The organism is Microcoleus sp. Z1_B2, assembly GCF_036700325.1.
In the GTDB taxonomy this organism is placed as follows: domain Bacteria; phylum Cyanobacteriota; class Cyanobacteriia; order Cyanobacteriales; family Microcoleaceae; genus Microcoleus.
Genome location: NZ_JAUBOQ010000020.1, coordinates 25,714 through 48,084 on the forward strand (window position 1 = coordinate 25,714; position 22,371 = coordinate 48,084).

Below are 22,371 nucleotides of genomic sequence, written 5' to 3' on the forward strand. Positions count from 1 at the left end.
ATATCTGCCAATAATTAACAATCTCAAAAACCCGCCCTTTTAATCGCTCGATCGGAGATGATATCCTTAGTCATTAGTTGGCGCCGCAGGACTTGGCTTTTGTAGGGTCAGAATTTATTCTGGCGCACTTTTGCGGGGAAAGCGAAATTAGATTAAAATAAAAGCACAATCAACACTGTCATCTACAATATTTGGCTTTTATTATGGCAATACTACTTAAGGTTCCCTCGATCGTCTGTTCTGGCTGCGGTGATACAATTACCAAAGCCATCAAAACTGTTGACTCCGAAGCTACTGTCAATGTGGATGTCGCAGCTAAGACTGTTACTGTTGAAGCCCAAGCTTCTGATGAGTCAATCAAACAAGCTGTGGTAGCTACGGGCCACACCATCCAAGGAGAATAAGATTAGGTTTCGTCTAAGTGTTCGGCGACTGCTTGGTAAAGTTCAAAAACGTGGCGATCGAGTAAACTATAAAAAACTTGTCTCCCAACCTTGCGGTAACTTACCAACCGCATCGCCCGCAATGCCCGCAACTGGTGCGATACTGCTGACTCACTCATACTCAACGCCGCAGCTAAGTCACACACGCACAGTTCTTGTTTTGCCAAAACCGACAGCAGCCGCAGGCGATTCGCATCTCCCAAAAGACTGAAAAACTCAGCCATCCGCTGGGCTTTTGCGGTGTTGAGAACTTGTGTTTGGATGTCCCCGACCCGCCAACAGTCAACTAGGTGCGATGGATCGCACGTTGGTGTATCGTTTTGTTCGTGAGGCTGACTTATCGCTCCATTAACAGCAGAGTTGGGTGACATCTTTTCCAGGCTGGTTTTAGTTCTCATCAAAAAAACTGGGTGGAAACCCCGTCCTTATAGGACGGCTTGACAAAAATATACAACACTCAGCCAACTCTATCACAAAAGACGTGTTAGACTGTGACGATATGGAAAAAGCCTATCGCTACCGAATCTACCCCACCACCGAGCAAGAAAAACTCTTGCGACGGACAATGGGTTGTACTCGGTTAGTGTACAACAAGGCTTTGGCTTACCGGACAGAATCTTGGTACGAACGCCAAGAAAGAGTTGGCTACGGCGAAACTTCCTCTATGCTAACGAACTGGAAGAAAGAGGAAGAACTTGATTTTTTGAATGAAGTTAGCTGCGTGCCTCTTCAACAAGGACTGCGCCACCTCCAAACAGCGTTCACCAATTTCTTTGCAGGACGAGCCAAGTATCCTAATTTCAAGCAAAAGCATAACGGCGGTAGTGCTGAATTTACCAAATCTGCCTTCCGCTGGAAAAACGGGCAGGTATTTTTGGCTAAATGTAATGAGCCATTACCTATTCGCTGGAGCAAACAAATTCCTGAAGGGTGCATTCCCTCTACTCTTACGGTGAAATTAACACCCGCTGGACTTTGGTTTGTCTCTATATTGGTAGATGACTACACAATCCAACCACTTCCCCGAACAGATAAAACTATCGGATTGGATGTGGGAATTACAAGTTTGATTGCTACTAGCGACGGCGATAAAATCTCCAATCCCAAGCCTTTTAAAAAGCTTCGGAAAAAGTTGAAAAGAAAGCAAAAAGCTTTAGCTCGTAAACATCCGGGAAGCAACAATCGAGAGAAAGCCCGGAGACAGGTGGCAAAAGTCCACGCACAGATAGTCGATGTGCGTAAGGATTTTCTTCATAAGCTAACGACTCAACTCGTTCGTGAAAACCAAACGATTGTAGTTGAGGATTTGGCTATCAAAAATATGGTAAAGAACCATAGGTTAGCTCTGGCTATTAGTGACGCTAGTTGGAGTGAACTGATTCGCCAACTAAGCTACAAGTGCGATTGGTACGGGCGAAATTTAATAAAAATAGACCGCTGGTTTCCTAGTTCTAAGCGCTGTGGAAACTGCGGTCACATTGTTGAGAAATTGCCTTTGAATATTCGCGCATGGGAATGCCCTAAGTGCGGGACAAACCACGATCGCGATATCAATGCGGCAAAGAATATTTTGGCGGCTGGGCTAGCCGTTTCAGTCTGTGGAGCAACTGTAAGACCCGAAGAGAGTAAGTCTCGGAAGGCTGGTGCTATGAAGCAGAAACCCAATTAGTGATGATTGGGAATCCCCGCACTTCAGGGCGGGGTGGATGCCAATTTCATTTTAGTGCGATCGGCAAACCTTTTGTAACAAAACTTTTACATTCCCTTGACTTATATCTGAATATGTGTTCATATATAAGTATAGACAAACAACCCCACCAGGAGAAGCTCAAATGACTACCGCCACCCAAACAAAATGTGCCTGCCCTTCATGTTCGTGCGTTGTCAGTCCCAGCGAAGCCATTGAAAAAGACGGCAAAACATATTGTTCCAGTGCTTGCGCTGACGGACACCCCAACGGCCAAGGCTGCGGCCATACAGGCTGCGAGTGCAACAAATAAATATTCGGCTTCAGAAAAGGTTAATCACCCACTGCCAAATATCTCTAAAGGGAGATGCGAACCGCGCATTTCCCAATTTTTTTGCTTTTAGGTTAAAGAAAAGTTAAAATAAAGCTAACTTAAGGTTAAGACTGCATTAATAGACTAAATACAGAGCGAAAAAGCACAATTGCTACTTACGCAATACAATAGAAGCAAGTTGGCGCCGCGATACAGAGTACAAATAGTGCTATTAACAGCAGAGACCGAACCAAAAGTTGAATACCAAAAGTTAAATTAGGAGGGGGCAATGAAAGAGCGGGAAGATTTTTTACATCCTCGCAATCGCTACTACGGTGATTTCACGCCAGAAAACTTGGCGTTTAATGCCAATTTGCAGGAGTTTGCTCAAAAAATAACTTATATTTGCTCGCTGGAAACAGGGGGGAAAATTAGTGCTGAGAAAGCCTATAAAGATATTAAGATGCTTTGGAAAGACTTAAAATCCTCTAAGAAGCAATTGGGAATTGGCCAAAACCCCCCCAGTACCGAGGAGCAAAATTCACCTTAAAGTCATCGCAGCCAACGCAGCGTTTGCAATCGAAAACCCCTGCGATTGCAAACGCTGCGTTTTGCTGCGTATCCAGCAAATGTAAGGTGCTTGCTAGGCGAACTTTAGAAAGTCTATGGTTTGGGATTTGGTGCAGTTTCTCCTGCAAAGGAAGTACAATTGCCGCCGAGGCCAGAAATAATCGTGCAAGTATTAGTTTTCAGCATTCCCTGATAAGTATCAGCACCGGTGCCGGGGCCGCCCAACTCGTCGCTGTAAAGTTCCTTGTCCCAAATTTTGACATTTGCCTCCCTCGCCACAGTCTCCATCAACTTCGGATTAGTTGTAGTTTCGGCAAAAATAGTCGGCACTCCTGTACTCTTAATTTCTGAGGACAATTCGGCAATTCTTGCGGCCGTGGGCTGTTCCTCTGTCGTCACACCCTGTAAAGCTCCAGCCATCTCCAAACCGTAAGCATCGGCATAGTAACTCAGAGCATCGTGAGTTGTTACTAACTTGCGTTTTTGGGCTGGAATAGTCGCAATTTGAGCTTTGATCCAAGTATCTACTTTTTGCAACTCATCTGTTAAGGCGGCTGCATTTTTTGTATAAAGTTGAGCATTGGTGGGAGAAACTTCGATCAATTGGTCGCGAATTGTTTCTACCATACGGATGCCATTTTGAGGGTTATGCCAAACGTGAGGGTCAGGGACTTTTTCGCCTTCTGCATGGGCTTCATTTTCCGCTTTCTCTTCGCCGTGTTCGTGCTCGTGTTCGCCTATCAGCGGTTTGGGAACTGCGAGTTCGTGTACGGCGATTTTGGGTGCGGAATTACTGCTAGATTCAATTAACTTAATGATGCTGGGTTCGTGGTTGTAGCCGCCGTATAAAATCAGATTTGCGGTTTCAATCGCTTTGCGGTCTTCCGGCTTAGTTTGATAGGCGTGGGGGTCGTCTCCCGGCTTGATTAGACAGGTGGTGTCGATCGAACTTTGAGCGATTTCTCTAGTTAGGTTGCAGATAACGCCAGTCGTGGCGACGACTTTGGGCAAGTTGGCGGCCTGACTGGCTGGAGTTTGAGTTGCGGCGGGACTCTCTGACACCGGATTGGTTGCGTTCTGTCCTCCACTGCAGCCAACCAGCCCGCAGCCAATTGCCAAAACAGTGGCACCGCAAAATCTGCGGGTTTTTCCAGGCAAGTTCTTTAACATTTTCACCTTTGGAACGATAATCATTATTGCTTTTTCGAGTTATCCTATTGTAGTAGCTACGAACAAGAATCGTTCTCAAAATCTCTAATTATGCTAGAAGTGCAAGACTTGGCTGTCAATTATCGCGGAATTGCAGCCCTCAACAGCGTGAATTTCCAGTTAGATCCCGGACAATTAACGGGTGTGTTCGGCCCCAACGGCGCGGGGAAAAGCACGATGGTGAAAGCGATGCTGGGATTGATCCCGGCTTGTCGCGGTTTGGTGAAATATCAGGGGCGGTTGTTGAAGCAGCAGTTATCGCGGGTGGCTTATGTGCCCCAGCGATCGCAAATTGACTGGGATTATCCGATTACGGTGTGGAATGCGGTGATGATGGCGCGAACCGTTAAGACTGGCTGGTTTCGCAGCCCCTCGAAGCAGTCCCAAGAATTGGTCAAAGCCGCTTTGCTGCGGGTGGGAATGTGGGATTTGCGCGATCGACAAATTGGCGAACTGTCTGGCGGACAGCAACAGCGGATTTTTTTAGCAAGGTCGATCGCCCAACAAGCCGATTTATTTTTCTTCGACGAACCTTTTAACGCGATCGACAAAGCAACCGAAGAAATTATTTTCGATATTTTTGCCGAACTAAAAGCAGAAAATAAAACATTGCTAGTAATCAGTCACGATTTAGGCGAAACGTTAAAACAGTACGACAATTTATTATTGCTCAACAAGCAGTTAATTGCGAGCGGTTCCTGCCAGGAAGTGCTCACCGCAGCCAATATTCAAAAAGCCTATGGATACGATTTAAGTTTAGTGTCAGCGTAAGCCAAAAAAGATTTATCTTTAAAATTGATTGTGGCACAGGCGTCCCGCCTGTGAAGTGGATTGTGGCACAGGCGTCCCGCCTGTGCAATTGATTGTGGCACAGGCGTCCCGCCTGTGAAGTAGATTGTGGGACAGGCGTCCCGCCTGTGAAGTGGATTGTGGCACAGGCGTCCCGCCTGTGAAGTGGATTGTGGCACAGGCGTCCCGCCTGTGCAATTGATTGTAGTTAAAAAAAACCTATTATTAACCTAATTCAATGTTAAACCTACTAATTGAGCCGCTACAATTCGAGTTCATGCGAAATGCGATCGCCGTCGGCATTTTGCTAGGAATTCTCTGCGCCGTTGTCGGTTCATACCTAATTGTACAGCAAATGGGAATGATGGTTGACATGATTGCCCATTCAGTATTAGCAGGATTGCCCGTAGCTTTTTCTTTAGGTTTCAATATTTCGATCGGTGCCTTTATATCGGGAATTATCAGCGCCGTGATTATGGCGTGGATTCAATCCCAATCGCGCCTAAAAATTGATGCAGTCATGGCATTAATTTTATCGACATTTTTAGCAATTAGCGTCACCTTAATTAGCCTGTTGCGGACAACAAAATTAGACCTAGATGGGTTTTTGTTTGGGAATATATTGTCAGTTGCACCTGCTGACGTGCAGCAGACTTTTGTGATAACTTTGATTATTTTGGCGATCGTTAAAATCTTTTACAAAGAACTGCTATTCTATACTTTTGACCCCCTGGGGGCGCAAGCCTGCGGTTTGCCTGTAAACTGGATTTATTTGGGGATGATTTCGGCGATTACGCTGACGATTGTTGCGAGTTTGCAAACCGTGGGAGCGCTGTTAGTAATTTCGCTGTTAATCGGGCCGGGAATGACGGCGTATTTGTTGGTAAAAGAGCTACATTTAATGATGGGATTAGGAGCTATTATTGGGATTACAGCTAGCGTGACTGGTATGTATCTCAGCTATTATTGGAATATGCCGTCTGGTGCGGCAATTGTATTAGTTGTTTTTGGGTTATTTTTAGTAGCTTTGCTGTTCAGTCCCAGTCAAGGGATTTTGACAAGAAAGAGAGGATAACACTCCAGGACGCACTTCGACGCTTAGAAACCGGGTTTTTTACTCGATGCGGTATGCAACGAAGTAGACGCTCGAAAAAGCCGGTTTCTCGGCATCCATGGGTAAATCCTAAAGTTTTCAATTGTTTATGTTTTGGTCAAACCGGCGCCTATGCGAACTTAGCGCCCCCCGAAGCCTTTGCCACGCATAGACTTTGACCAAACCAGCAATTCGCCTCCACAGCCGCCAGCCACGAGAAACTGGCCTTCGGGATGCCATGCGAGACAGGAAAAACCGCCCTCTGCACCTTTGAGAATTTGCAGCAATTGTTCTGCTTCATACCACAAACAAACTTGACCATCTGCGGCTGCAGAAGCTAATAAAAATGTGGTAGGTTGAAAGGCGATCGCATTTACAACTTTTTCATGCACTTCTAACGCCCAACCTTCCCAACCGACTCTTTCATCAGCGTCTCTTTCCCAGACAGAAATGCCTTGAGAACTCGAAGCAGCTAACAAAGGTGCACCCAAAGAATTAGTTTTACCCGACCAAGCTAACTGCCGAACTTTCCCCGGAAAACCCTGCATTATCCACGGTTGAGAACTGCCCCATTCATTAACAATTAGGGTGTTGTCAATATTACCGCAAGCTAAATATTTCCCTGACGTATCCCAAGAAATTGCACCTGTTGCAGACGGTACTGACAAGACGTGCGGGTCTTCGTCCCAGTCTTCGCCGTCCCAAACTTTGACACCTTGATAGCCGCTAACTGCCAGATATTTAACAACAGGATGCCATGCTAAATCGAGGATAGATGATGAGTCGAAATTCAGCGTTACTTCAACAACATCATCATCAGCATTCCAAACTTGAACGCAGCGGCCCATACTAAAAGCTAACTGATTGCAGTTCGGACTCCAAACTAACTTGTCCACCCAGACGCGCTGGTTGTCCAAATTAGCAATTAATTCCCCAGAATTAACGCGCCAAATTTGCACCCGTCCGTCTTGTCCGCCAGCAGCTAGGAATTGACTGTCGCGGGAAAAAGACAAGCAATCGGCTGATTTACCCGTAGCAGTTTGTAGCGGTTGCAAGGACAATTCATTCATTGTCCCTACAGTCCCTAACATCACTTCGCCCGCAGCGGAACAGACTGCTAAAGTTTTGCCATCCGGCGACCAAGTAACAGCAGTTACGTAGTCAGACAGCATTTTTTTAGCGTGAAATTGCAGGGTTAGTTCACTTTTATTTGTCTTTTTGTTACCCATATTTATTGAATCTGACATATTGTACTATTCTTAAGAACGGGCAAGATGCCCGTTCCACAAGAGATGAATTCTCTTCTTGTGGAACAGGCATCTTGCCTGTTCCCTTCCACAAAAGATGAATTTTCATCTTGTGGAACAGGCATCTTGCCTGTTCCCTTCCACAAAAAGATGAATTCTCTTCTTGTGGAACAGGCATCTTGCCTGTTCCCTTCCACAAAAGATGAATTTTCTTCTTGTGGAACAGGCATCTTGCCTGTTCCCTTCCACAAGAGATGAATTCTCTTCTTGTGGAACAGGCATCTTGCCTGTTGCTAAAAGGCTTATTGAAAATGCTTCAATATGTCAGTTAAACCAGACATTTACGAAAATCCTCTCGCAATTGATTTTCGTTTAAATTCCGACCGATAAATACAAGCTCATTTTTCGGAATTTCTGTATCTTTCCAAGGTCGATCCGGTCTGCCATCGAACAACATATGCACTCCTTGAAACACAAATCTGTTGTTTTCTCCAGCCATATTCAAAATGCCTTTTGTCCGAAAGATATTCGTGCCTTGAGTTCGCAACAATTCGCCGACCCAATCGCTAAATTTGTTGCCGTCAATGGCGCCGGATTCTACTATTGCTACCGAGGTAACAGTTTCGTCGTGTTCGTGAGTGTCTTCGCCCAAAAAGTCGGGTTCTATTTCTAATGCCCGGTTTAAATCAAATGCTTTGACGCCCAACAAAGCATCCATTTGTAATTCAGCGTTGTGAGTACGGTAAATTTTTGCCATTGCATTCATGGCGCGAATTCGCTTTTCTAATTCTGCCAATTCTTCCTCAGTCACTAAATCTGTTTTGTTGAGCAAAACTACATCGGCGAATGCAATTTGCTCTTGAGCTTCGTCTGCGTCCCAGTGCTGCCAGATGTGCTTGGCATCGACTACGGTGACAACTGCATCTAGCAGTAATGTGTCCCGCATATCTTCGTCTACAAAAAATGTCTGAATGACGGGTGCGGGGTCGGCTAAACCTGTGGTTTCGATGACTATGTGGTCGAATTTGTCTCGCCGCTTCATCAAGTTGCCGATAATCCGAATTAAATCGCCTCGCACTGTACAGCAAATGCAGCCGTTGTTCATCTCGAAAATTTCTTCGTCGGCATCAATTATCAGTTGGTTGTCGATGCCTACTTCGCCGAACTCGTTGACGATGACTGCAACTTTTTTGCCGTGTTCCTCTGTTAAAATTCGGTTCAGTAGCGTAGTTTTGCCTGCACCCAGATAGCCCGTGAGAACGGTAACAGGAACTGATTCGATCGCCCCAGCACTCACCATACTTGACCTCGATTAGTGTACAATGATAACCATTATCGTTATTTTACACCAAACTTGCTGGTAGTAGCAAGTTTATTAAAAAATGTTAAGAGTTTTTAACTACAGGAATACGCAGTCTTTGGTTCAGGGCTTACCCATAGGGCTAGAAACCGGGTTTCTACGAGTTTTGGAAGAACGAGAAATATAGGAAGAAACCCGGTTTCTGAGGTCAGCGTGTGTGGCTAATGACTGATGACAATTAATTGTTAATCATAGCTGCAATTCGATCGCGCTCTAACTCTCGACCGATCAGCACTAATTTGGTTTGACGGATCTCGGAAGATTGCCAAGGGCGATCGTAAAAATATTCTATCCGAGAGCCCACACCTTGCAACACCATCCTCATCGGTTTCTTGGGAACCGCCACAAACCCTTTAATCCGATAGATTTCCTCCTGCTGCATCAAGGATTGCAGTTTTTTCACCAAAGCTTCAGGTTCAAATTCGCGATCGGCAATAAAGTAAGTCGAGTTAATATCATCATCGTGCTCGTGTTCCTCCTCAGTGTCGTGGTGACTTGGGCGAGACTCCAAATCATCCTCAACCGCCGCATTAAATCCCATTAACACATCCGGGTTAATTTCGCCACCTTTGCAGGGCACAATTTTCACACTCGGACGTAACTCTTGCTGCAACCAGCTTTGGACTTTCTTGTGAGTTTCCACATCTACGCGATCGACCTTCGTTAAAAGTACCATATCGGCACAGGCTAACTGGTCTTCAAACAATTCCTCGATCGGAGTTTCGTGATCTAAACTATCATCAGCCTGCCGCTGTGCCATCAAAGCATCGATATCACCGACAAAAGAACCGCTAGCAATAGCTTCGCAATCGACAACAGCAACCACACCGTCTACAGTAGCACCCGTGCGAATTTCCGGCCAGCGAAAAGCTTGAATCAAAGGTTTAGGAAGTGCGAGGCCCGAAGTCTCAATTAAGATACAATCTATTTGCTCTCTACGCTTCAACAATTCCTGCATAGTGGGCAAGAATTCCTCTTGAACAGTGCAGCAAAGACAACCATTTGTTAGTTCAACAATATTGCTGCTGACATTTTCTTCTTCGTCGCAAACTTGGCAATCGCGCAGCAGTTCTCCGTCAATTCCGATTTCGCCAAATTCGTTAACCAGAACAGCAATGCGGCGACCTTGATTATTTTGCAATAAGTGGCGAATTAAGGTAGTTTTACCGCTACCAAGAAAACCAGTGATGACAGTAACAGGAATTTTGTGCATTGATAATTTAGTTGTTGTACTGTGATTGAATATCTTTCAATTTTGGGTCAGTCAATTGCTGACAGGAAACTCGTTAAACCGACATTCCGGCAGGGGTTTAAACCCCTGCCTCAAAGCGAAAGTCCTCTCAAGAGGACTAATGAGTTTAAATTTTTTATTCTCAGTCCTCTTTAGAGGACTTTCGCTATTAGCCAGGGACTTAAGTCCCTGGCGGATTGGTGGTCTTAGTTATCGCCGATGGGCCGAGCATGGTAAGGAGAAAAACTCTAATTTGGTAGTGGTGGAATCTTTGCTAAAACACCTTTTTTCAGAGCTTGAGGACGCTCAGACCAAGGCAACAAACCGTCTGGTTTAGCATAGTATTGACCCGCGCATTCGAGTACCGCCTCGACGCTTTCCGACTCATTTGCTGGTAAATCGCCAAACAGATAAGTGTACTTTCCAACAGCAGCAAAAGACACCGCACAAGAGTGACTACAAGCACTCATGCACTCAACCTCTTGAATCTCAAACTTATCAGAAAACTCCCAATCTTTAGCGAGTTGCGACAAATTTTCCATAAATTGTTGACCGCCGCTTTTACCTTCGCGCTTGCCGTTTTTCCAAACACTAGCGCAAGCAGTGCAAACAAATAGACTGTGCTTTGTGCGTACAGCCGTGTTAATTCCATCCATCATCCGTACCTCGCAGATGCGTTCAAAAGTGAGTTATATATCGGCGGGCATTCTGACTTGAGAAACCCCAAGGGTTTCATTACAGTTGCGGGACAGCGCCGGACTTGCACCGAACTTTCCCCGTTTCCTCTAACGGCTGCTCCCCGCTAGAACCGATCGCGAAATCACATCATACCGCACTTACCGCCAATCGATTTTAGATTTTAGATTTTAGATTTTAGATTTTAGATTTTAGATGGGAGAAAGCGAGCCCAGGGATAAATCTGGGGGCTGGTTTAGTAGTTTGTAGGATGCGCCACAAGCACCCTACAGATTACAAATTATGCAGTTTCGTGCTGCCGCCATGCGGGATGCCACAGCAATTCAGCAGTCGATCGCTTCTCGACCATTTCAGGAGTAATCATACAGTTAGCCACATCCTTGCGAGAAGGCAACTCGTACATCACATCCAGCATTAACTCTTCTAAAATGCTGCGGAGAGCTCTCGCGCCAGTTTTACGACGATAGGCCTCTTGAGCGATCGCCCGTAGCGCTTCCGGCTGGAATTCCAACTCCACGCTGTCCATCTTCAACAGCTTTTGATACTGCTTCACCAGCGCATTCCGGGGCTCGGTCAATATCTGCATCAAAGCTGCTTCATCCAGGGGCGAAATCACCGTCACCACCGGTATCCGCCCCACAAACTCAGGAATTAAACCAAACTTGACTAAATCGTCCGGCTGTACCTGCTGCAAAATATCAGCGGCCCGCTTATCCTTCGCCGGCAAAGTTGAGTTGGTGTCGCTTTCTGTTGGCTGAATAAAGCCCAAGGATTTTTTACCCAAACGCTGTTCAACTATTTTTTCCAAACCGACAAAAGCACCGCCACAAATAAATAGAATTTTGCTAGTGTCAACTTGAATAAAATCTTGGTAAGGATGTTTGCGGCCGCCTTGCGGGGGCACGTTAACCACTGTTCCTTCCAACATTTTTAGCAGCGCTTGCTGCACTCCTTCTCCCGATACATCTCTAGTGATCGAAGTGTTTTCGCTTTTGCGAGCAATCTTGTCAATTTCATCAATATAAATAATGCCCCGCTGCGCCGCTTCCACATCAAAATCGGACATTTGCAACAGCCGCAGCAAGATATTTTCTACATCGTCGCCGACATATCCAGCTTCTGTCAGTGTCGTCGCATCAGCTACGGCAAACGGAACTTCGAGCATTTGCGCCAAACTTTGCGCTAACAAAGTTTTGCCACAACCTGTGGGTCCTACTAGCAGGATGTTGGATTTTTGCAATTCTACATCGCTGTCAGGGGAAGACTTGTCGCTATCTTTTACTTGGTCAACGCTCAAGCGCTTGTAGTGGTTATAAACTGCTACAGAAAGGACTTTTTTTGCTGAGTGCTGGCCGATGACGTGGTTGTCTAAATGCTGCTTAATCTCTGTTGGTTTCGGAATTTGACCTAAAACAATTTTCGATTTATTCGATCGACCTGGGCGCCTGGTTCCTTGTCCCTGAGACTCTCGCACCTCTGATTGGGGAATCTGTTGGCCAATTGTTTTACTGGAGTCAAAGAACTCCTCCTCTAAAATTTCATTGCACAGTTCCACGCATTCATCGCAAATGTAGACGCCGGGCCCAGCTATTAACTTGCGGACGTACTCTTGCGACTTGCCGCAAAAGGAGCATCTGAGATGGGAGTCATATTTTGACATATTTGCCTCTTACTTTACGGTTGCGGTTGCTTGTTTCGACTGGGGAAGTTGCCGCGGGAGTTACCTTAGCTGTGCCCTAGAGGGGTTTCCCGATCGGACACCCAAGCCAGTCAGTCGATTTTAGATTTTAGATTTTAGATTTTAGATTTACTCCACAGATGAATTTTGGAGCTGAACTAGGGTCTAAAATTTGGGGCTCTGCACGACTTAAGTCGGGGGCTTGTCTCGGTTTTTTGGCGCAGTCAAGCTTCGCGATCTCTGTTTCTAAGTTAACACTTTTGAGGCTTTAGTGATTAGTCATGAGTCATGGGAGCCAATTTTAATTTTTCATTTTCACTTGAAAATAAAGCCGCACGGGCTTACCATTTTTTGTATTCCAAAAATTTTCCCGACATAATTATTTTCACTCGATCGCCTTTTGGGTCTGCTTCTTTCTCGACATCCAAAGTAAAGTCGATCGCGCTCATAATCCCGTCACCAAATTTTTCGTGAATCACTGCTTTGAGTGGCATCCCGTAAACCTGCATAATTTCATAGAAACGATAAATCAGCGGGTCAACCGGAACCGAGGATTCCAAAGAACCTTTTAACGGAGGTTCACAGAGAACCGCAGCCGTCTCGCTATCTAGTCCCAAAGCCGATACAATTTTCTCGGCTTCATCTGCTGATGCGGTAGCTTGACGGTAAAGAACCGCCGCAATCCAAACTTCGTCGCGCCCCAAAACTTTTTCCAAATCTGCAAAACTAATTCCCTTAGCTTTTTTAGCAGCCAAAAGCTTTTCTGTAATTCCTGAAATTGCCATTAAATATTCTCCCCTTCACTTCAGTGCCAGATGTGCAATATGTCTCACATTTTGGGGATTTTGTCAATACCAAATTGATAAAAAAAATCAAATTGATAGCTCGGAACTTCAGCAAAAGCTGGTCTCGTCTACCCCCACAACTCATACAATTTGAGATTTGAGATTGGAAATGTTAGATTGGCAATGACTGATGACTACCAGGGTTGAGAGCTAGTCAACAGTTGCATTATTTTTGCCAACTCGTATCACAACCGCTAAATCCTAAAATAACTCCTAACTGCCCAGGGGCAATCGTACAGTTGGCAGTATATGTAACAAAAGTTACACACGCCAAGGCCTTCGGCATTCGGCAAACGGGTGAATTTTGATCGTGCTAGCCTGAAGCTCAATCCTCGCTCACGCAGCCAAAGCCCCTTTACCACTCAAAATCGGCAACTGACAAAAGTATTGTAAAACTTCATTGAGTTTATAAGCAATTATAAACAATAATGGTATTCTATTGTTGTGAGTGTTGAACAAGGAATACGCATCGCCCAAAAAACGCAACTCTCAAATGCAACTAACACAGAGGCACATCATTAAATCAACGTCACACCGTTTCGCCCAAATAGACGAACTAGCTTTCAAGTCCAAAAACCTCTACAATGCCGCCAATTACGTCATTCGTCAGAGCTTTATTTATGGATGGGGTTATGTCAATTACAACGAAATGAACCGATTGATGAAGTCTCACGAAGCATATAAGGCTTTGCCTGCTAAAGTAAGTCAGCAAATCTTAATGGTGCTAGACAAGAATTGGAAATCGTTTTTTGAAGCCATTAAAGCTTACAAAGCTGACTCTTCAAGATTCACGGGTAGCCCAAAATTGCCAAAGTACAAAGATAAGACTAAAGGGCGAAACCTTCTCGTCTACACGATTCAAGCAATTAGCAGCAAACAGTTGAAGAAAGGAATCATTAAACTTTCCGGCACTGAACTTTCAATTAAAACCCAACTCAATCCCAACCAGATTTGTCAAGTTAGACTGGTTCCGAAATGTGATTCCTATGTAATTGAGGTGATTTATGATGAAGCGGAGTCCACCCTTGGCAATGCCAACTCTGTAGCTAGTATTGATTTAGGACTGGATAATTTAGTGGCGTTAACTTCAAATCAGCCGGGATTTATCCCTTTGTTGATTAACGGGCGACCATTAAAATCGATTAACCAGTTCTACAACAAACGCTGTTCACGATTACAATCCCAGTTGAAAGGGAATCGCAAAACTTCACCCCGGATTCAGCGCTTAACTCGCTGTCGCAATCAGAAAGTTGACAATTACTTACATCATGCCAGCCGCCTAATTATTGACATTTTAACGGCCAAGCAGATTGGGACGCTAGTAATTGGCAAGAATGCACAGTGGAAAACTGGAATTTATCTAGGGAAGCAAACCAACCAAAACTTTGTCAGTCTCCCTCACGCTCGACTAATTGAGATGTTGGAATACAAAGCTTGGTTGGCGGGAATTAAGGTAATCGTGCAGGAGGAATCCTACACGTCGCGGTCAAGTTTTTTGGACTTAGACCCAATCCCTGTTTACGGAAAAACTGATAAAGAGCCTGTGTTCACTGGTAAGCGGCTCAAGCGAGGTTTGTACAAAACATCGACTGGTCAGTTAATTAATTCTGATATCAACGCTTCGTACAACATCCTCAGAAAAGCAATCCCAAATGCCTTCAGCGATGGGATAGGGAGCTGCGTAGTTCAGCCGAGGCGGGTTAATCCGCTCAAAGTAAAAGTGAAGGGGGAGGGACTTGAAGCCTCCCATGCCTATAAATGACTATACTTTTACCAGCTATGGAGATTCAGACCAAAGATTACACGATCCAGTACGATCGCACTACGCAAACAGTCACCTGTAGCGGGTCGTTCCGACTCAGCCAGGTGGAAGAATACGCACCGATCGTCGATCTGCTCAACGAAGTGGCTGACTCCTGCCCAAACACGGTGACTCTAGACTTGCGAAAGCTAGAATTTTTAAATAGTTCTGGAATTAATATTCTCTCAAAATTTGTGATCAAAGTGCGCCAGCAAAAAAATATTCAAATCGCCATCAAAGGTTCTAAACAGATCCCCTGGCAGATAAAATCCCTGAAAAACTTGCAGCGGCTGATGCCTTCCTTGCACTTAGAATTGGAATAATAGCGAAAAAGGTAGACAGTAATCCCCGGCTAAGTCCGCGAACCAGGATCGGGGTGGCTGAAGTTAATCGGAATAAGTCATAGTTAAACTAGCACAAAACCATAAAAAACTTCAGAACCGACTAAAATTTACCAATTTTCAATTGCTATGCAGGAAGAACCATCGACAGAACAGCTACTTTTCGACGTTCAGCGGCTGAGTGCGGAACTTGAAAACTTGAAGCGCGAAAAGGTTGACCTAGAACTTTTGCTGGAGACTACCACCGAACATTCAGATACGATGGAAGCTCACTTGCTGAGCAAAGCTCAGTTGGCGCTGCGTTCCAGCGAAGAGCAGTTTCGGGCGATCGCCTCGGCAACTCCCGTGCCGATATTAGTTTCTCGCCTCTGTGACGGCTTAATTATGTATGCGAACGCTCAATTGGCTTCTCTCCTGAACATACCCCTAGAAAAATTGATCGGCTGCAGCACTCCAGACTTTTACTTCAACCCCGCCGATCGCCCACAGGTACTTGAGGCACTTGCTAAGGACGGATACCTCCAAAACTACGAACTCCACTGCAAAAAATCAGACGGCACCGCTTTCTGGGCCATGATCTCGGTTCAGTCGCTGGTGTTTAACGGCCAGCCGACGGCATTGTGCGCCTTGTACGACCTCACCCAGCGCAAGGAAGCAGAACAAACCCTCCAAGAGAGCGAAAAGCGCCTCCGCCGCCAGAGTTTGGCTTTGTTGCAGCTAGGTAGGCAGAGGACTCTCAACAGCGGTGCGCTGAATGTGGGAATTCGCGAAATTACCGAGGCTGCAGCCCGGACTTTGGATGTCGAAAAAGTCAGCGTCTGGCTTTACAACCATGGAAGATTTGGAAATCGCTACCCCAGCGATCCCCAGCTAAATTTTACTGAGAGATTACTCGCCCACAACCAAACAGAGGCAATCGAGACAGATACCGCTGCCCCAGAGCAACACGAGGGAGTTAATCATTCTAAGTTTAAAATCCCCAACCTCAAATTAGTTTGTCTCGACGTGTACGATCGCACCCAGGAGAATCATTTGAGCCGGGAGTGCATATCGGCAAGCGATTTAAATTTATCAATTTTAGATGTTGAAGGCGACGCACCGCGCGAAAATTTGCGATCGGACAATGGTTTAGAACCTACGACAAAGACTCAAAACTCTCTACAAACAAATTTGTCCCACTCATCTTCCCTCGCCGAACATTCCGGTGTGCTGCCAAATGCCAGCAAGCCGAATTCATCCATATTAAATGTAGCAATTAGGCTCGGTGGCCAGATCGTGGGCATTCTCTCTCTCGAACATATCGGCGCGCCCCGCCAGTGGGCTCTGGAGGAGCGCACCTTCGCTGATTCTTTGGCAAATTTGGTAGCACTGGCGATCGAAGGATTTGAGCGCCAGCGGGCTCAGGAAGCCCTTTCCAAAGCCAAAGCACAGCTAGAAATGACCGTCGATCAGCGCACCGCTCAACTCACCACCGCCAATAAACTGCTCCGCATCGAAATTGCCGAGCGCAAAAGAGCCGAAATAGCCTTGCAAGAAGCCTTACACAAAGCTGAAGCAGCTTCGAGAGCTAAAAGCACTTTTTTAGCCAATATGAGCCACGAGCTGCGGACACCGCTCAACGCGATTATCGGTTACAGCGAAATGCTACAAGAAGAAGCACGGGAATCGGGACTCGAAGAAATCATTCCCGATACCCAAAAAATTTATAACGCCGGCAAACACTTGCTGACTTTAATTAACGATATTCTAGACCTTTCTAAGATAGAAGCCGGTCGGATGGAGCTTTATTTAGAAAAATTTGACCTCTGTAATTTAATAGAAGAAGTTGTTGCTACTTTGCACCCTTTGGTCGAAAAAAATCACAATCAATTGCAAGTTTCTTGCTCTGAAAATTTGGGAGTGATGTATGCAGATTTGACTAAAGTCCGGCAAATTCTGTTCAATTTGCTCTCGAATGCCCTGAAGTTTACCGAAGGTGGAACGGTGCTGTTGAGCGCGACTCGCGAACCCGCAGGCGACAGCGATTGGGTTTATTTACAGGTATCTGATACGGGGATTGGAATGTCGGCCGAACAGCAGCAGGGTTTGTTTCAACCTTTTATTCAAGGGGACGCTTCGACTACTCGCAAGTACGGCGGCACCGGTTTAGGATTGGCCATTAGTCGCTTGTTTTGCCAGATGATGGGCGGCGATATTACTGTTGAGAGTGAGTTGGATGTTGGCTCTACTTTTACGGTGCATTTAAATGCAAAAGTTGATATTAGTTAGAAACAAGTTGGGCAACTAGCAATGTAGGGGATTTAAGGGATTTAACGGGTGGGAATTTTTCCCGAAATTGTGTACCGGATTTAACGGATTTAACGGATGGCAAAAGATGGAATAATTTCCCCATTACCAATTTTCCAATTACCAATTACCCATTACCAATTACCCATTCCCTTTTTAATTGTGACACCGATCGCGATCGACCTCTGTTGTCGATCACACAGTAGCATTTTTTTTCAGCCTAGAATACCTATATTATTCCAAGATTGTCCTGCAGGCACGATCGGGGGCCTCGCTGCATTCACAAGTCCCACCTCAACCTAATTAAGGCGGTGGGGGGTTGCTTCCAGAAAGGCAATTTGGTAAAAGTAATGCTATGGTCGCGAAGCAGTAGAAGGCAAAATTTAACAGGAAATCAGGAAGTTTCAAAAGTCTCTGGACGCAGAAACACAATTCTGCTTTTTGCCTTCATACTGCTTCTACGGGCGAGATAGCATTGCTGCTGAAAGCAATGCACAATTTCTCAGAATCAAAGGAGTGCATCTACATGATTAAACCTTGCAGTCAACCGCTAAAAATAAACCCTTTTACTTGTTATCGCGATCCGGCTACAGGCAGGTGGACTACTGTAGTTACAAGTGTTCCAAACACTGGCGAAACAGACTCTAGTTTAAAAGCAGAAGCCGAAGGCGAAAACGAAGGTAAAACAGAAACGATCCTTTCTGCTTCGCCTGCTGTCTCGGTGTCGAAAAAAGTCCTTTCTTTCTCCCTGCCTCCGTTTAAACACCGTGCCAAAAAATCTGCTGTTAGTGTCAGCAGGTAGCTATAGCAGGGGTCTAATCTAGTTTCCACGGTTAGTCCCCAACGCTCGCCCAACTAAACAAAACAAACTTATCCATAGCCTAAACGACCAAAAAGCGATATACTGGCAGCAAACTTTCTCCTTCAATATTCGTGAAGTATTTGCTCGATCGCTGCCTCCACTTTGTATGGACAGACCGACCAATTCGCCAGCGGGGAGCAATCATCGTTGCTATCCCCATTATTTTTCTGTTTGCTTCCCTGCTAGCAATTGCAGCCCTCCGGGAGATTACCATACAGATAAGAGAGCGAGGAGATACTAATAGGGCAATACTTCAGGAAACTAACCGCTTGTTAACCCTCGTGGTGGATGCGGAAACGGGCATTCGAGGTTACGGGTTGACGAAGCGCCGCACATTTCTCTCGCCCTACTTAGAAGCCAAGAAGAGTTTGCCTCCGCTGCTGGCTGAACTCAAGGTTATGGTTCAAGAAAATACACTGCAAGCTCAGCGATTTGAAGATATCAAAAAAAGTACCGAACAGCATATAAATTTCTTGCAAAACACTTTGAATAAGCTCGACAGTTCGGCAACAAGCGTGCAGTCGCCGGAAATAATTGAGGTGTTCACTCAAGGCAAAGCGAGGAGGGATAACCTGCGTGCAAAAATTAATGTGTTTGCTAATGCCGGCGAAGCCTACCAGAAAGCTCTAGATCAGCAAAGACGGGGTTTGATAGATTTCACTAATTTTGTGCAAGTTGCTGGTTTGCTTTGCGGCTGTTTTGGCGCCGGGGCTTCCTGGTATTTATTTGATGGTTTAGAGAAGGAATTAAGGAAGCGGGAAGCAGGCTTGGAAGAAAGTAAAAGTCGCATTCAAGCTGTGGTAGACAATGCGGCTGACGGGATTATCACTTTGGACGCAGGGGGAAATATTGAGTCTTTTAATAGGGCAGCAGAAAAGATTTTTGGCGAGAAAGCCGATCGAATAATTGGCTCTAACTTGCGGCGACTGATAGCTCAACCCCAGCCTTACAGCACCGTGGGGGATTATTCGATCGAATATTTTGTGTTACATCCAGATACTACGCTGAAGACTTACCAACAAGAAACAGTTGGAATTCGCCACGACGGAACTAAGTTTCCGATGGATTTAGCTATCAGCGAAATGCGTCTGGCAAATCAACACTTGTTTATTGCGATTTGCCGCGATGCCAGAGGACGGAAACAAGCGGAGGAAACTCTGCGAAAGCAAGCGCAAATGCTGGATTTGGCCAACGATACGATCGCGGTACTAGACTTGAATGGGGCAATTTCTTATTGGAATTTGGGGGCGAAGTGGCTCTACGGGTGGCGGAGGTCGCAAGCAGTAGGAAAAAATATTCACAAGCTTTTACAAACAGAATGGGCTCAACCTTTTGAGGTAATTCAAAAAGTATTTTTCGAGAAGGGTTCTTGGCAAGGAGAACTGGTGCGAACTAAGAAAGACGGGACAAAAATAACGGTGGCAAGCCGATGGACTTTGCAGTACGACGATCAAGATCAACCGATTGCTATTTTGGAAATCAGCAACGATATTAGCGATCGCAAACGCTCAGAAATTGCTTTAGCCCAAAGCGCCCAGCGGTTTCGCGCTACTTTTGAGCAGGCGGCAGTCGGCATGGTGCAAGCGAGTGTGGAAGGCAAATTTCTGTTAGTCAATCAAAAACTTTGCGATATTTTGGGCTACAGCAGGCAAGAATTGCTGGAGAAAAGATTTCAGGAGATTACTTGGCCTGGAGATTTGGCAAGTGAACAGGAACTTGTGCGCCAATTGTTAGCAGGAGAAATTGAAAATTTCTCTTTGGAAAAGCGCTACATCCGCAAAGACGGAGAGTTGGTGTGGGCAAACTTGACGGTTTCGCTGCTGCGAGAAGAAAATGGCACTCAATTTTTGATGAGTGTGGTTGAAGATATTAGGGATCGCAAACAAGCGCAGGAATCGCTGCGGTTGCGCGCTCAAGAATTGAGGTTAACAGCCCAAAATCTGGCTCAAACGACGAATGTTTTAAGAAAGCGGAATCAAGAATTAGACCAGTTTGCTTATGTAGTTTCTCACGATTTGAAAGCGCCACTCAGGGCGATCGCCAATCTCAGCAGTTGGATAGAAGAAGACCTCAGCGAGTCGATGACAGAGGATACTCTGCACCAAATGAACCTGCTGCGGGGCAGAGTTTACCGCATGGAAGGTTTGATTGAGGGACTGCTGCAATATTCCCGCGTCGGACGGATTCAAGTGCCTTCAGAAATGGTAAAAGTTGAGAATTTATTAGCCGAAATTATTGATTCGTTGGCGCCGCCGTCTGGATTTGAGGTGAAAGTTGAACCGAAAATGCCAACTTTTGTGGCAGAAAGATTGCTGTTGCAGCAGGTTTTTTCTAATTTAATTAGCAACGCAATTAAGCACAACCGATCTGAATCGGGTCACGTAAACATATCCGTTAAAGAGTTAGATGATTTTTACGAGTTTTCTGTAGAGGATGACGGGCCGGGAATTGATCCTCAATATCACGATAAAGTTTTTGTGATTTTTCAGACCTTGGAAGCTCGTGATAAAGTTGAAAATACTGGGATTGGTTTGTCGCTGGTGAAAAAAATTGTCGAAGGTCAAGGGGGCACTATTTCCCTAGAATCTGCCGAAGGTGAGGGAGCAACTTTTCGGTTTACTTGGCCGAAGCAACCTATTAGCCAAGACGGAAAATAAAACAACTTTAAAGGTAGGATGTTTAGGAATGAGAATTAAATAACTTCCACTCTTGAAAGTGGGATGGGCTTCCCGCCCGTCCTTTTTGGACGGGCGGGACGCCCATCCCACAATAATAATTAAAATTACAGCGGATTCCAGGTTTATAAAGTACACCCCAGAAACCGGGTTTCTTCTGGATTTCTCGCCAGAAACCGGTTTTATTCAAGAAACCCGGTTTCTCTGTACTTCACTTACCTGGAAAGTGCTGTATAAGTTATTTAATTAGCGATCGTTAGGGATTACCGCAATCCAAAGAGTAAATGTAGGGTGCACCCGGACTACAGAGAACCCGATAGCGAGTGTTTAAGCTGGATCACAACGGATTTCGATGATAAATCCATCAGGATCGTAAAAGTAAATGCCGCGTCCTGTAGCGCGAGTAACGGGGCCGCTATCGATCGCAATTTGATTTGACTTTAGCACTTCCAGAGCGCGATCGAACAAATCCGGCTCAATATCGAAGGCTAAGTGGTTGGCGCGGGTAAAAGCTTTCTCCGGGTCTGGGTTTGGCGGTTCCAAGTCGGGCTGCCAAAATAAGTCAATAACAGTACCGTCTGGGGTAACGAAATTAGCGACTTTACCAGCGGCTACCATTTCTGTTAAAGTTGCGGGAATTTCTGCACCTGTTAGTTCGTGCAGACCGAGAATTGTACCATAGAAGTGGCGGGAAGCTTTCATGTCGCGCACGTTTAAAGCAATATGGTGAACGCGGCGCAAATTCCCCGGCGCGAGGGCAATTTTGACGTTGTTTTCGGTAGTTTGCATGATTGTCATCAATTGCGAATGTTCAAATTGAAAGGAGTTTGATTTATTCAGATGGTCTGCTGTAAAATAAGCATTTTAAGTTGGTAGTCAGGACTTAATCGGGGCCTCGAAACCGGGTTTTTTACCTTTGGTGCGGTCTACAACGTGTCTTTTCGTAAAAAAACCCGGTTTCTCAACAATTGTGAGTAAGTCCTAGTATTGTTATTTTTCTTTAGGAAATGATGCCATGCCTACAAATAGCATGGCCAGACCACCTGCCAGAATTGCGAAGGCAAGTACACCTACAACTAAATCTAATCCCGATGTATTTTCCATTAAATTAAACAGTTCTCCAATTAAATACAATCATCGGTATTTGTTCATGGTTTAGTGCTTGCACACAAGGGGGAAAAGCAGAAGGAAAAAAATAGCTTTCAACTTATTGGAAAAAAAGCCTATTAATTTCTTCCCTCTTCC

The 22,371-nt window shown here is 45.3% G+C and carries 21 protein-coding genes and 1 riboswitch; of the genes, 11 read left to right on the forward strand and 10 right to left on the reverse strand.

The features are described from left to right. Positions 1-203: 203 nt before the first annotated feature. Entirely contained in the window at positions 204-404 is a 201-nt protein-coding gene (locus tag QT984_RS13705; protein WP_333055964.1) for a heavy-metal-associated domain-containing protein, read from the forward strand. A gap of 2 nt (positions 405-406) precedes the next feature. Here the strand turns inward: QT984_RS13705 and QT984_RS13710 are convergent, their stop codons facing one another. Continuing rightward, complete coding sequence (locus QT984_RS13710) at positions 407-814, reverse strand: metalloregulator ArsR/SmtB family transcription factor (protein ID WP_333056029.1); 408 nt, start codon at positions 812-814, stop codon at positions 407-409. Between the two features lie 128 nt (positions 815-942). Here QT984_RS13710 and QT984_RS13715 point away from each other — a divergent pair, with 128 nt between their 5' ends. The 3 genes from QT984_RS13715 (at position 943) to QT984_RS13725 (ending at position 2,993) form a co-directional block, all read left to right on the forward strand. Then, positions 943-2,112, forward strand: a complete 1,170-nt coding sequence (locus QT984_RS13715) for an RNA-guided endonuclease TnpB family protein (RefSeq protein ID WP_333374235.1) — start codon at positions 943-945, stop codon at positions 2,110-2,112. A gap of 163 nt (positions 2,113-2,275) precedes the next feature. After that, entirely contained in the window at positions 2,276-2,443 is a 168-nt protein-coding gene (locus QT984_RS13720; protein WP_333055965.1) for a metallothionein, read from the forward strand. Positions 2,444-2,732: 289 nt separating this feature from the next. After that, positions 2,733-2,993: a DUF7219 family protein gene (locus tag QT984_RS13725; RefSeq protein WP_333055966.1), complete on the forward strand. Its 261-nt coding sequence runs from the start codon at positions 2,733-2,735 to the stop codon at positions 2,991-2,993. Between the two features lie 113 nt (positions 2,994-3,106). Here the strand turns inward: QT984_RS13725 and QT984_RS13730 are convergent, their stop codons facing one another. Beyond that, positions 3,107-4,207: a metal ABC transporter solute-binding protein, Zn/Mn family gene (locus tag QT984_RS13730; RefSeq protein WP_333055967.1), complete on the reverse strand. Its 1,101-nt coding sequence runs from the start codon at positions 4,205-4,207 to the stop codon at positions 3,107-3,109. Between the two features lie 66 nt (positions 4,208-4,273). On the opposite strand from QT984_RS13730, the gene QT984_RS13735 reads away from it, so the two are divergent. Next, entirely contained in the window at positions 4,274-4,993 is a 720-nt protein-coding gene (locus QT984_RS13735; protein ID WP_333055968.1) for a metal ABC transporter ATP-binding protein, read from the forward strand. Between the two features lie 256 nt (positions 4,994-5,249). Next, positions 5,250-6,086: a metal ABC transporter permease gene (locus QT984_RS13740; RefSeq protein ID WP_333055969.1), complete on the forward strand. Its 837-nt coding sequence runs from the start codon at positions 5,250-5,252 to the stop codon at positions 6,084-6,086. 158 nt (positions 6,087-6,244) lie between these two features. On the opposite strand, the gene QT984_RS13745 is transcribed toward QT984_RS13740, so the two are convergent. The 7 genes from QT984_RS13745 to cynS form a co-directional block, all read right to left on the reverse strand. Further along, positions 6,245-7,351, reverse strand: a complete 1,107-nt coding sequence (locus tag QT984_RS13745) for a WD40 domain-containing protein (RefSeq protein ID WP_333055970.1) — start codon at positions 7,349-7,351, stop codon at positions 6,245-6,247. Then, complete coding sequence (locus QT984_RS13750; protein WP_333273547.1) at positions 7,336-7,581, reverse strand: hypothetical protein; 246 nt, start codon at positions 7,579-7,581, stop codon at positions 7,336-7,338. The genes QT984_RS13745 and QT984_RS13750 overlap by 16 nt, the downstream gene beginning before the upstream one ends. A 98-nt stretch (positions 7,582-7,679) precedes the next feature. Then, complete coding sequence (locus tag QT984_RS13755) at positions 7,680-8,651, reverse strand: GTP-binding protein (RefSeq protein WP_333055972.1); 972 nt, start codon at positions 8,649-8,651, stop codon at positions 7,680-7,682. 238 nt (positions 8,652-8,889) lie between these two features. Beyond that, the gene (gene cobW, locus QT984_RS13760) at positions 8,890-9,924 is read right to left on the reverse strand and encodes a cobalamin biosynthesis protein CobW (RefSeq protein WP_333055973.1); all 1,035 of its coding nucleotides are present in this window, start codon (positions 9,922-9,924) and stop codon (positions 8,890-8,892) included. Positions 9,925-10,190: 266 nt separating this feature from the next. After that, positions 10,191-10,601 carry a DUF1636 domain-containing protein gene (locus tag QT984_RS13765; protein ID WP_332960812.1) on the reverse strand — a complete coding sequence of 137 codons (411 nt, stop codon included), beginning with the start codon at positions 10,599-10,601 and terminating at the stop codon, positions 10,191-10,193. Between the two features lie 22 nt (positions 10,602-10,623). Further along, positions 10,624-10,770: riboswitch (cobalamin riboswitch) on the reverse strand. Between the two features lie 148 nt (positions 10,771-10,918). Next, positions 10,919-12,298, reverse strand: a complete 1,380-nt coding sequence (gene clpX / locus QT984_RS13770; RefSeq protein ID WP_333055974.1) for an ATP-dependent protease ATP-binding subunit ClpX — start codon at positions 12,296-12,298, stop codon at positions 10,919-10,921. Between the two features lie 359 nt (positions 12,299-12,657). Further along, positions 12,658-13,101 carry a cyanase gene (gene cynS / locus QT984_RS13775; RefSeq protein ID WP_333055975.1) on the reverse strand — a complete coding sequence of 148 codons (444 nt, stop codon included), beginning with the start codon at positions 13,099-13,101 and terminating at the stop codon, positions 12,658-12,660. A 553-nt stretch (positions 13,102-13,654) separates the two neighbouring features. On the opposite strand from cynS, the gene QT984_RS13780 reads away from it, so the two are divergent. The 5 genes from QT984_RS13780 (at position 13,655) to QT984_RS13800 (ending at position 21,108) form a co-directional block, all read left to right on the forward strand. After that, positions 13,655-14,923 carry a transposase gene (locus QT984_RS13780; RefSeq protein ID WP_333212172.1) on the forward strand — a complete coding sequence of 423 codons (1,269 nt, stop codon included), beginning with the start codon at positions 13,655-13,657 and terminating at the stop codon, positions 14,921-14,923. A gap of 17 nt (positions 14,924-14,940) precedes the next feature. Then, on the forward strand, positions 14,941-15,285 hold the full coding sequence (locus QT984_RS13785) for a slr1659 superfamily regulator (RefSeq protein ID WP_333056031.1): 345 nt from the start codon (positions 14,941-14,943) through the stop codon (positions 15,283-15,285). A 147-nt stretch (positions 15,286-15,432) separates the two neighbouring features. After that, on the forward strand, positions 15,433-17,571 hold the full coding sequence (locus QT984_RS13790; protein WP_333374194.1) for an ATP-binding protein: 2,139 nt from the start codon (positions 15,433-15,435) through the stop codon (positions 17,569-17,571). A gap of 544 nt (positions 17,572-18,115) precedes the next feature. Beyond that, positions 18,116-18,391, forward strand: a complete 276-nt coding sequence (locus tag QT984_RS13795; protein ID WP_333212169.1) for a hypothetical protein — start codon at positions 18,116-18,118, stop codon at positions 18,389-18,391. Positions 18,392-18,522: 131 nt separating this feature from the next. Continuing rightward, positions 18,523-21,108, forward strand: a complete 2,586-nt coding sequence (locus tag QT984_RS13800; RefSeq protein WP_333374196.1) for a PAS domain S-box protein — start codon at positions 18,523-18,525, stop codon at positions 21,106-21,108. Positions 21,109-21,453: 345 nt separating this feature from the next. Here QT984_RS13800 and QT984_RS13805 read toward each other — a convergent pair whose 3' ends face one another. Next, positions 21,454-21,915, reverse strand: coding sequence for a VOC family protein (locus QT984_RS13805; protein WP_333212880.1), 462 nt, complete (start codon positions 21,913-21,915; stop codon positions 21,454-21,456). Between the last annotated feature and the right edge of the window lie 456 nt (positions 21,916-22,371).

Excerpts from the sequence above, each read along its gene's own strand:
- QT984_RS13705 (WP_333055964.1), top strand. The coding sequence starts at position 204 with ATGGCAATACTACTTAAGGTTCCCTCGATCGTCTGTTCTGGCTGCGGT.
- QT984_RS13710 (WP_333056029.1), bottom strand. The coding sequence starts at position 814 with ATGTCACCCAACTCTGCTGTTAATGGAGCGATAAGTCAGCCTCACGAA.
- QT984_RS13715 (WP_333374235.1), top strand. The coding sequence starts at position 943 with ATGGAAAAAGCCTATCGCTACCGAATCTACCCCACCACCGAGCAAGAA.
- QT984_RS13720 (WP_333055965.1), top strand. The coding sequence starts at position 2,276 with ATGACTACCGCCACCCAAACAAAATGTGCCTGCCCTTCATGTTCGTGC.
- QT984_RS13725 (WP_333055966.1), top strand. The coding sequence starts at position 2,733 with ATGAAAGAGCGGGAAGATTTTTTACATCCTCGCAATCGCTACTACGGT.
- QT984_RS13730 (WP_333055967.1), bottom strand. The coding sequence starts at position 4,207 with ATGATTATCGTTCCAAAGGTGAAAATGTTAAAGAACTTGCCTGGAAAA.
- QT984_RS13735 (WP_333055968.1), top strand. The coding sequence starts at position 4,274 with ATGCTAGAAGTGCAAGACTTGGCTGTCAATTATCGCGGAATTGCAGCC.
- QT984_RS13740 (WP_333055969.1), top strand. The coding sequence starts at position 5,250 with ATGTTAAACCTACTAATTGAGCCGCTACAATTCGAGTTCATGCGAAAT.
- QT984_RS13745 (WP_333055970.1), bottom strand. The coding sequence starts at position 7,351 with ATGTCAGATTCAATAAATATGGGTAACAAAAAGACAAATAAAAGTGAA.
- QT984_RS13750 (WP_333273547.1), bottom strand. The coding sequence starts at position 7,581 with ATGCCTGTTCCACAAGAAGAAAATTCATCTTTTGTGGAAGGGAACAGG.
- QT984_RS13755 (WP_333055972.1), bottom strand. The coding sequence starts at position 8,651 with ATGGTGAGTGCTGGGGCGATCGAATCAGTTCCTGTTACCGTTCTCACG.
- cobW (WP_333055973.1), bottom strand. The coding sequence starts at position 9,924 with ATGCACAAAATTCCTGTTACTGTCATCACTGGTTTTCTTGGTAGCGGT.
- QT984_RS13765 (WP_332960812.1), bottom strand. The coding sequence starts at position 10,601 with ATGATGGATGGAATTAACACGGCTGTACGCACAAAGCACAGTCTATTT.
- clpX (WP_333055974.1), bottom strand. The coding sequence starts at position 12,298 with ATGTCAAAATATGACTCCCATCTCAGATGCTCCTTTTGCGGCAAGTCG.
- cynS (WP_333055975.1), bottom strand. The coding sequence starts at position 13,101 with ATGGCAATTTCAGGAATTACAGAAAAGCTTTTGGCTGCTAAAAAAGCT.
- QT984_RS13780 (WP_333212172.1), top strand. The coding sequence starts at position 13,655 with ATGCAACTAACACAGAGGCACATCATTAAATCAACGTCACACCGTTTC.
- QT984_RS13785 (WP_333056031.1), top strand. The coding sequence starts at position 14,941 with ATGGAGATTCAGACCAAAGATTACACGATCCAGTACGATCGCACTACG.
- QT984_RS13790 (WP_333374194.1), top strand. The coding sequence starts at position 15,433 with ATGCAGGAAGAACCATCGACAGAACAGCTACTTTTCGACGTTCAGCGG.
- QT984_RS13795 (WP_333212169.1), top strand. The coding sequence starts at position 18,116 with ATGATTAAACCTTGCAGTCAACCGCTAAAAATAAACCCTTTTACTTGT.
- QT984_RS13805 (WP_333212880.1), bottom strand. The coding sequence starts at position 21,915 with ATGCAAACTACCGAAAACAACGTCAAAATTGCCCTCGCGCCGGGGAAT.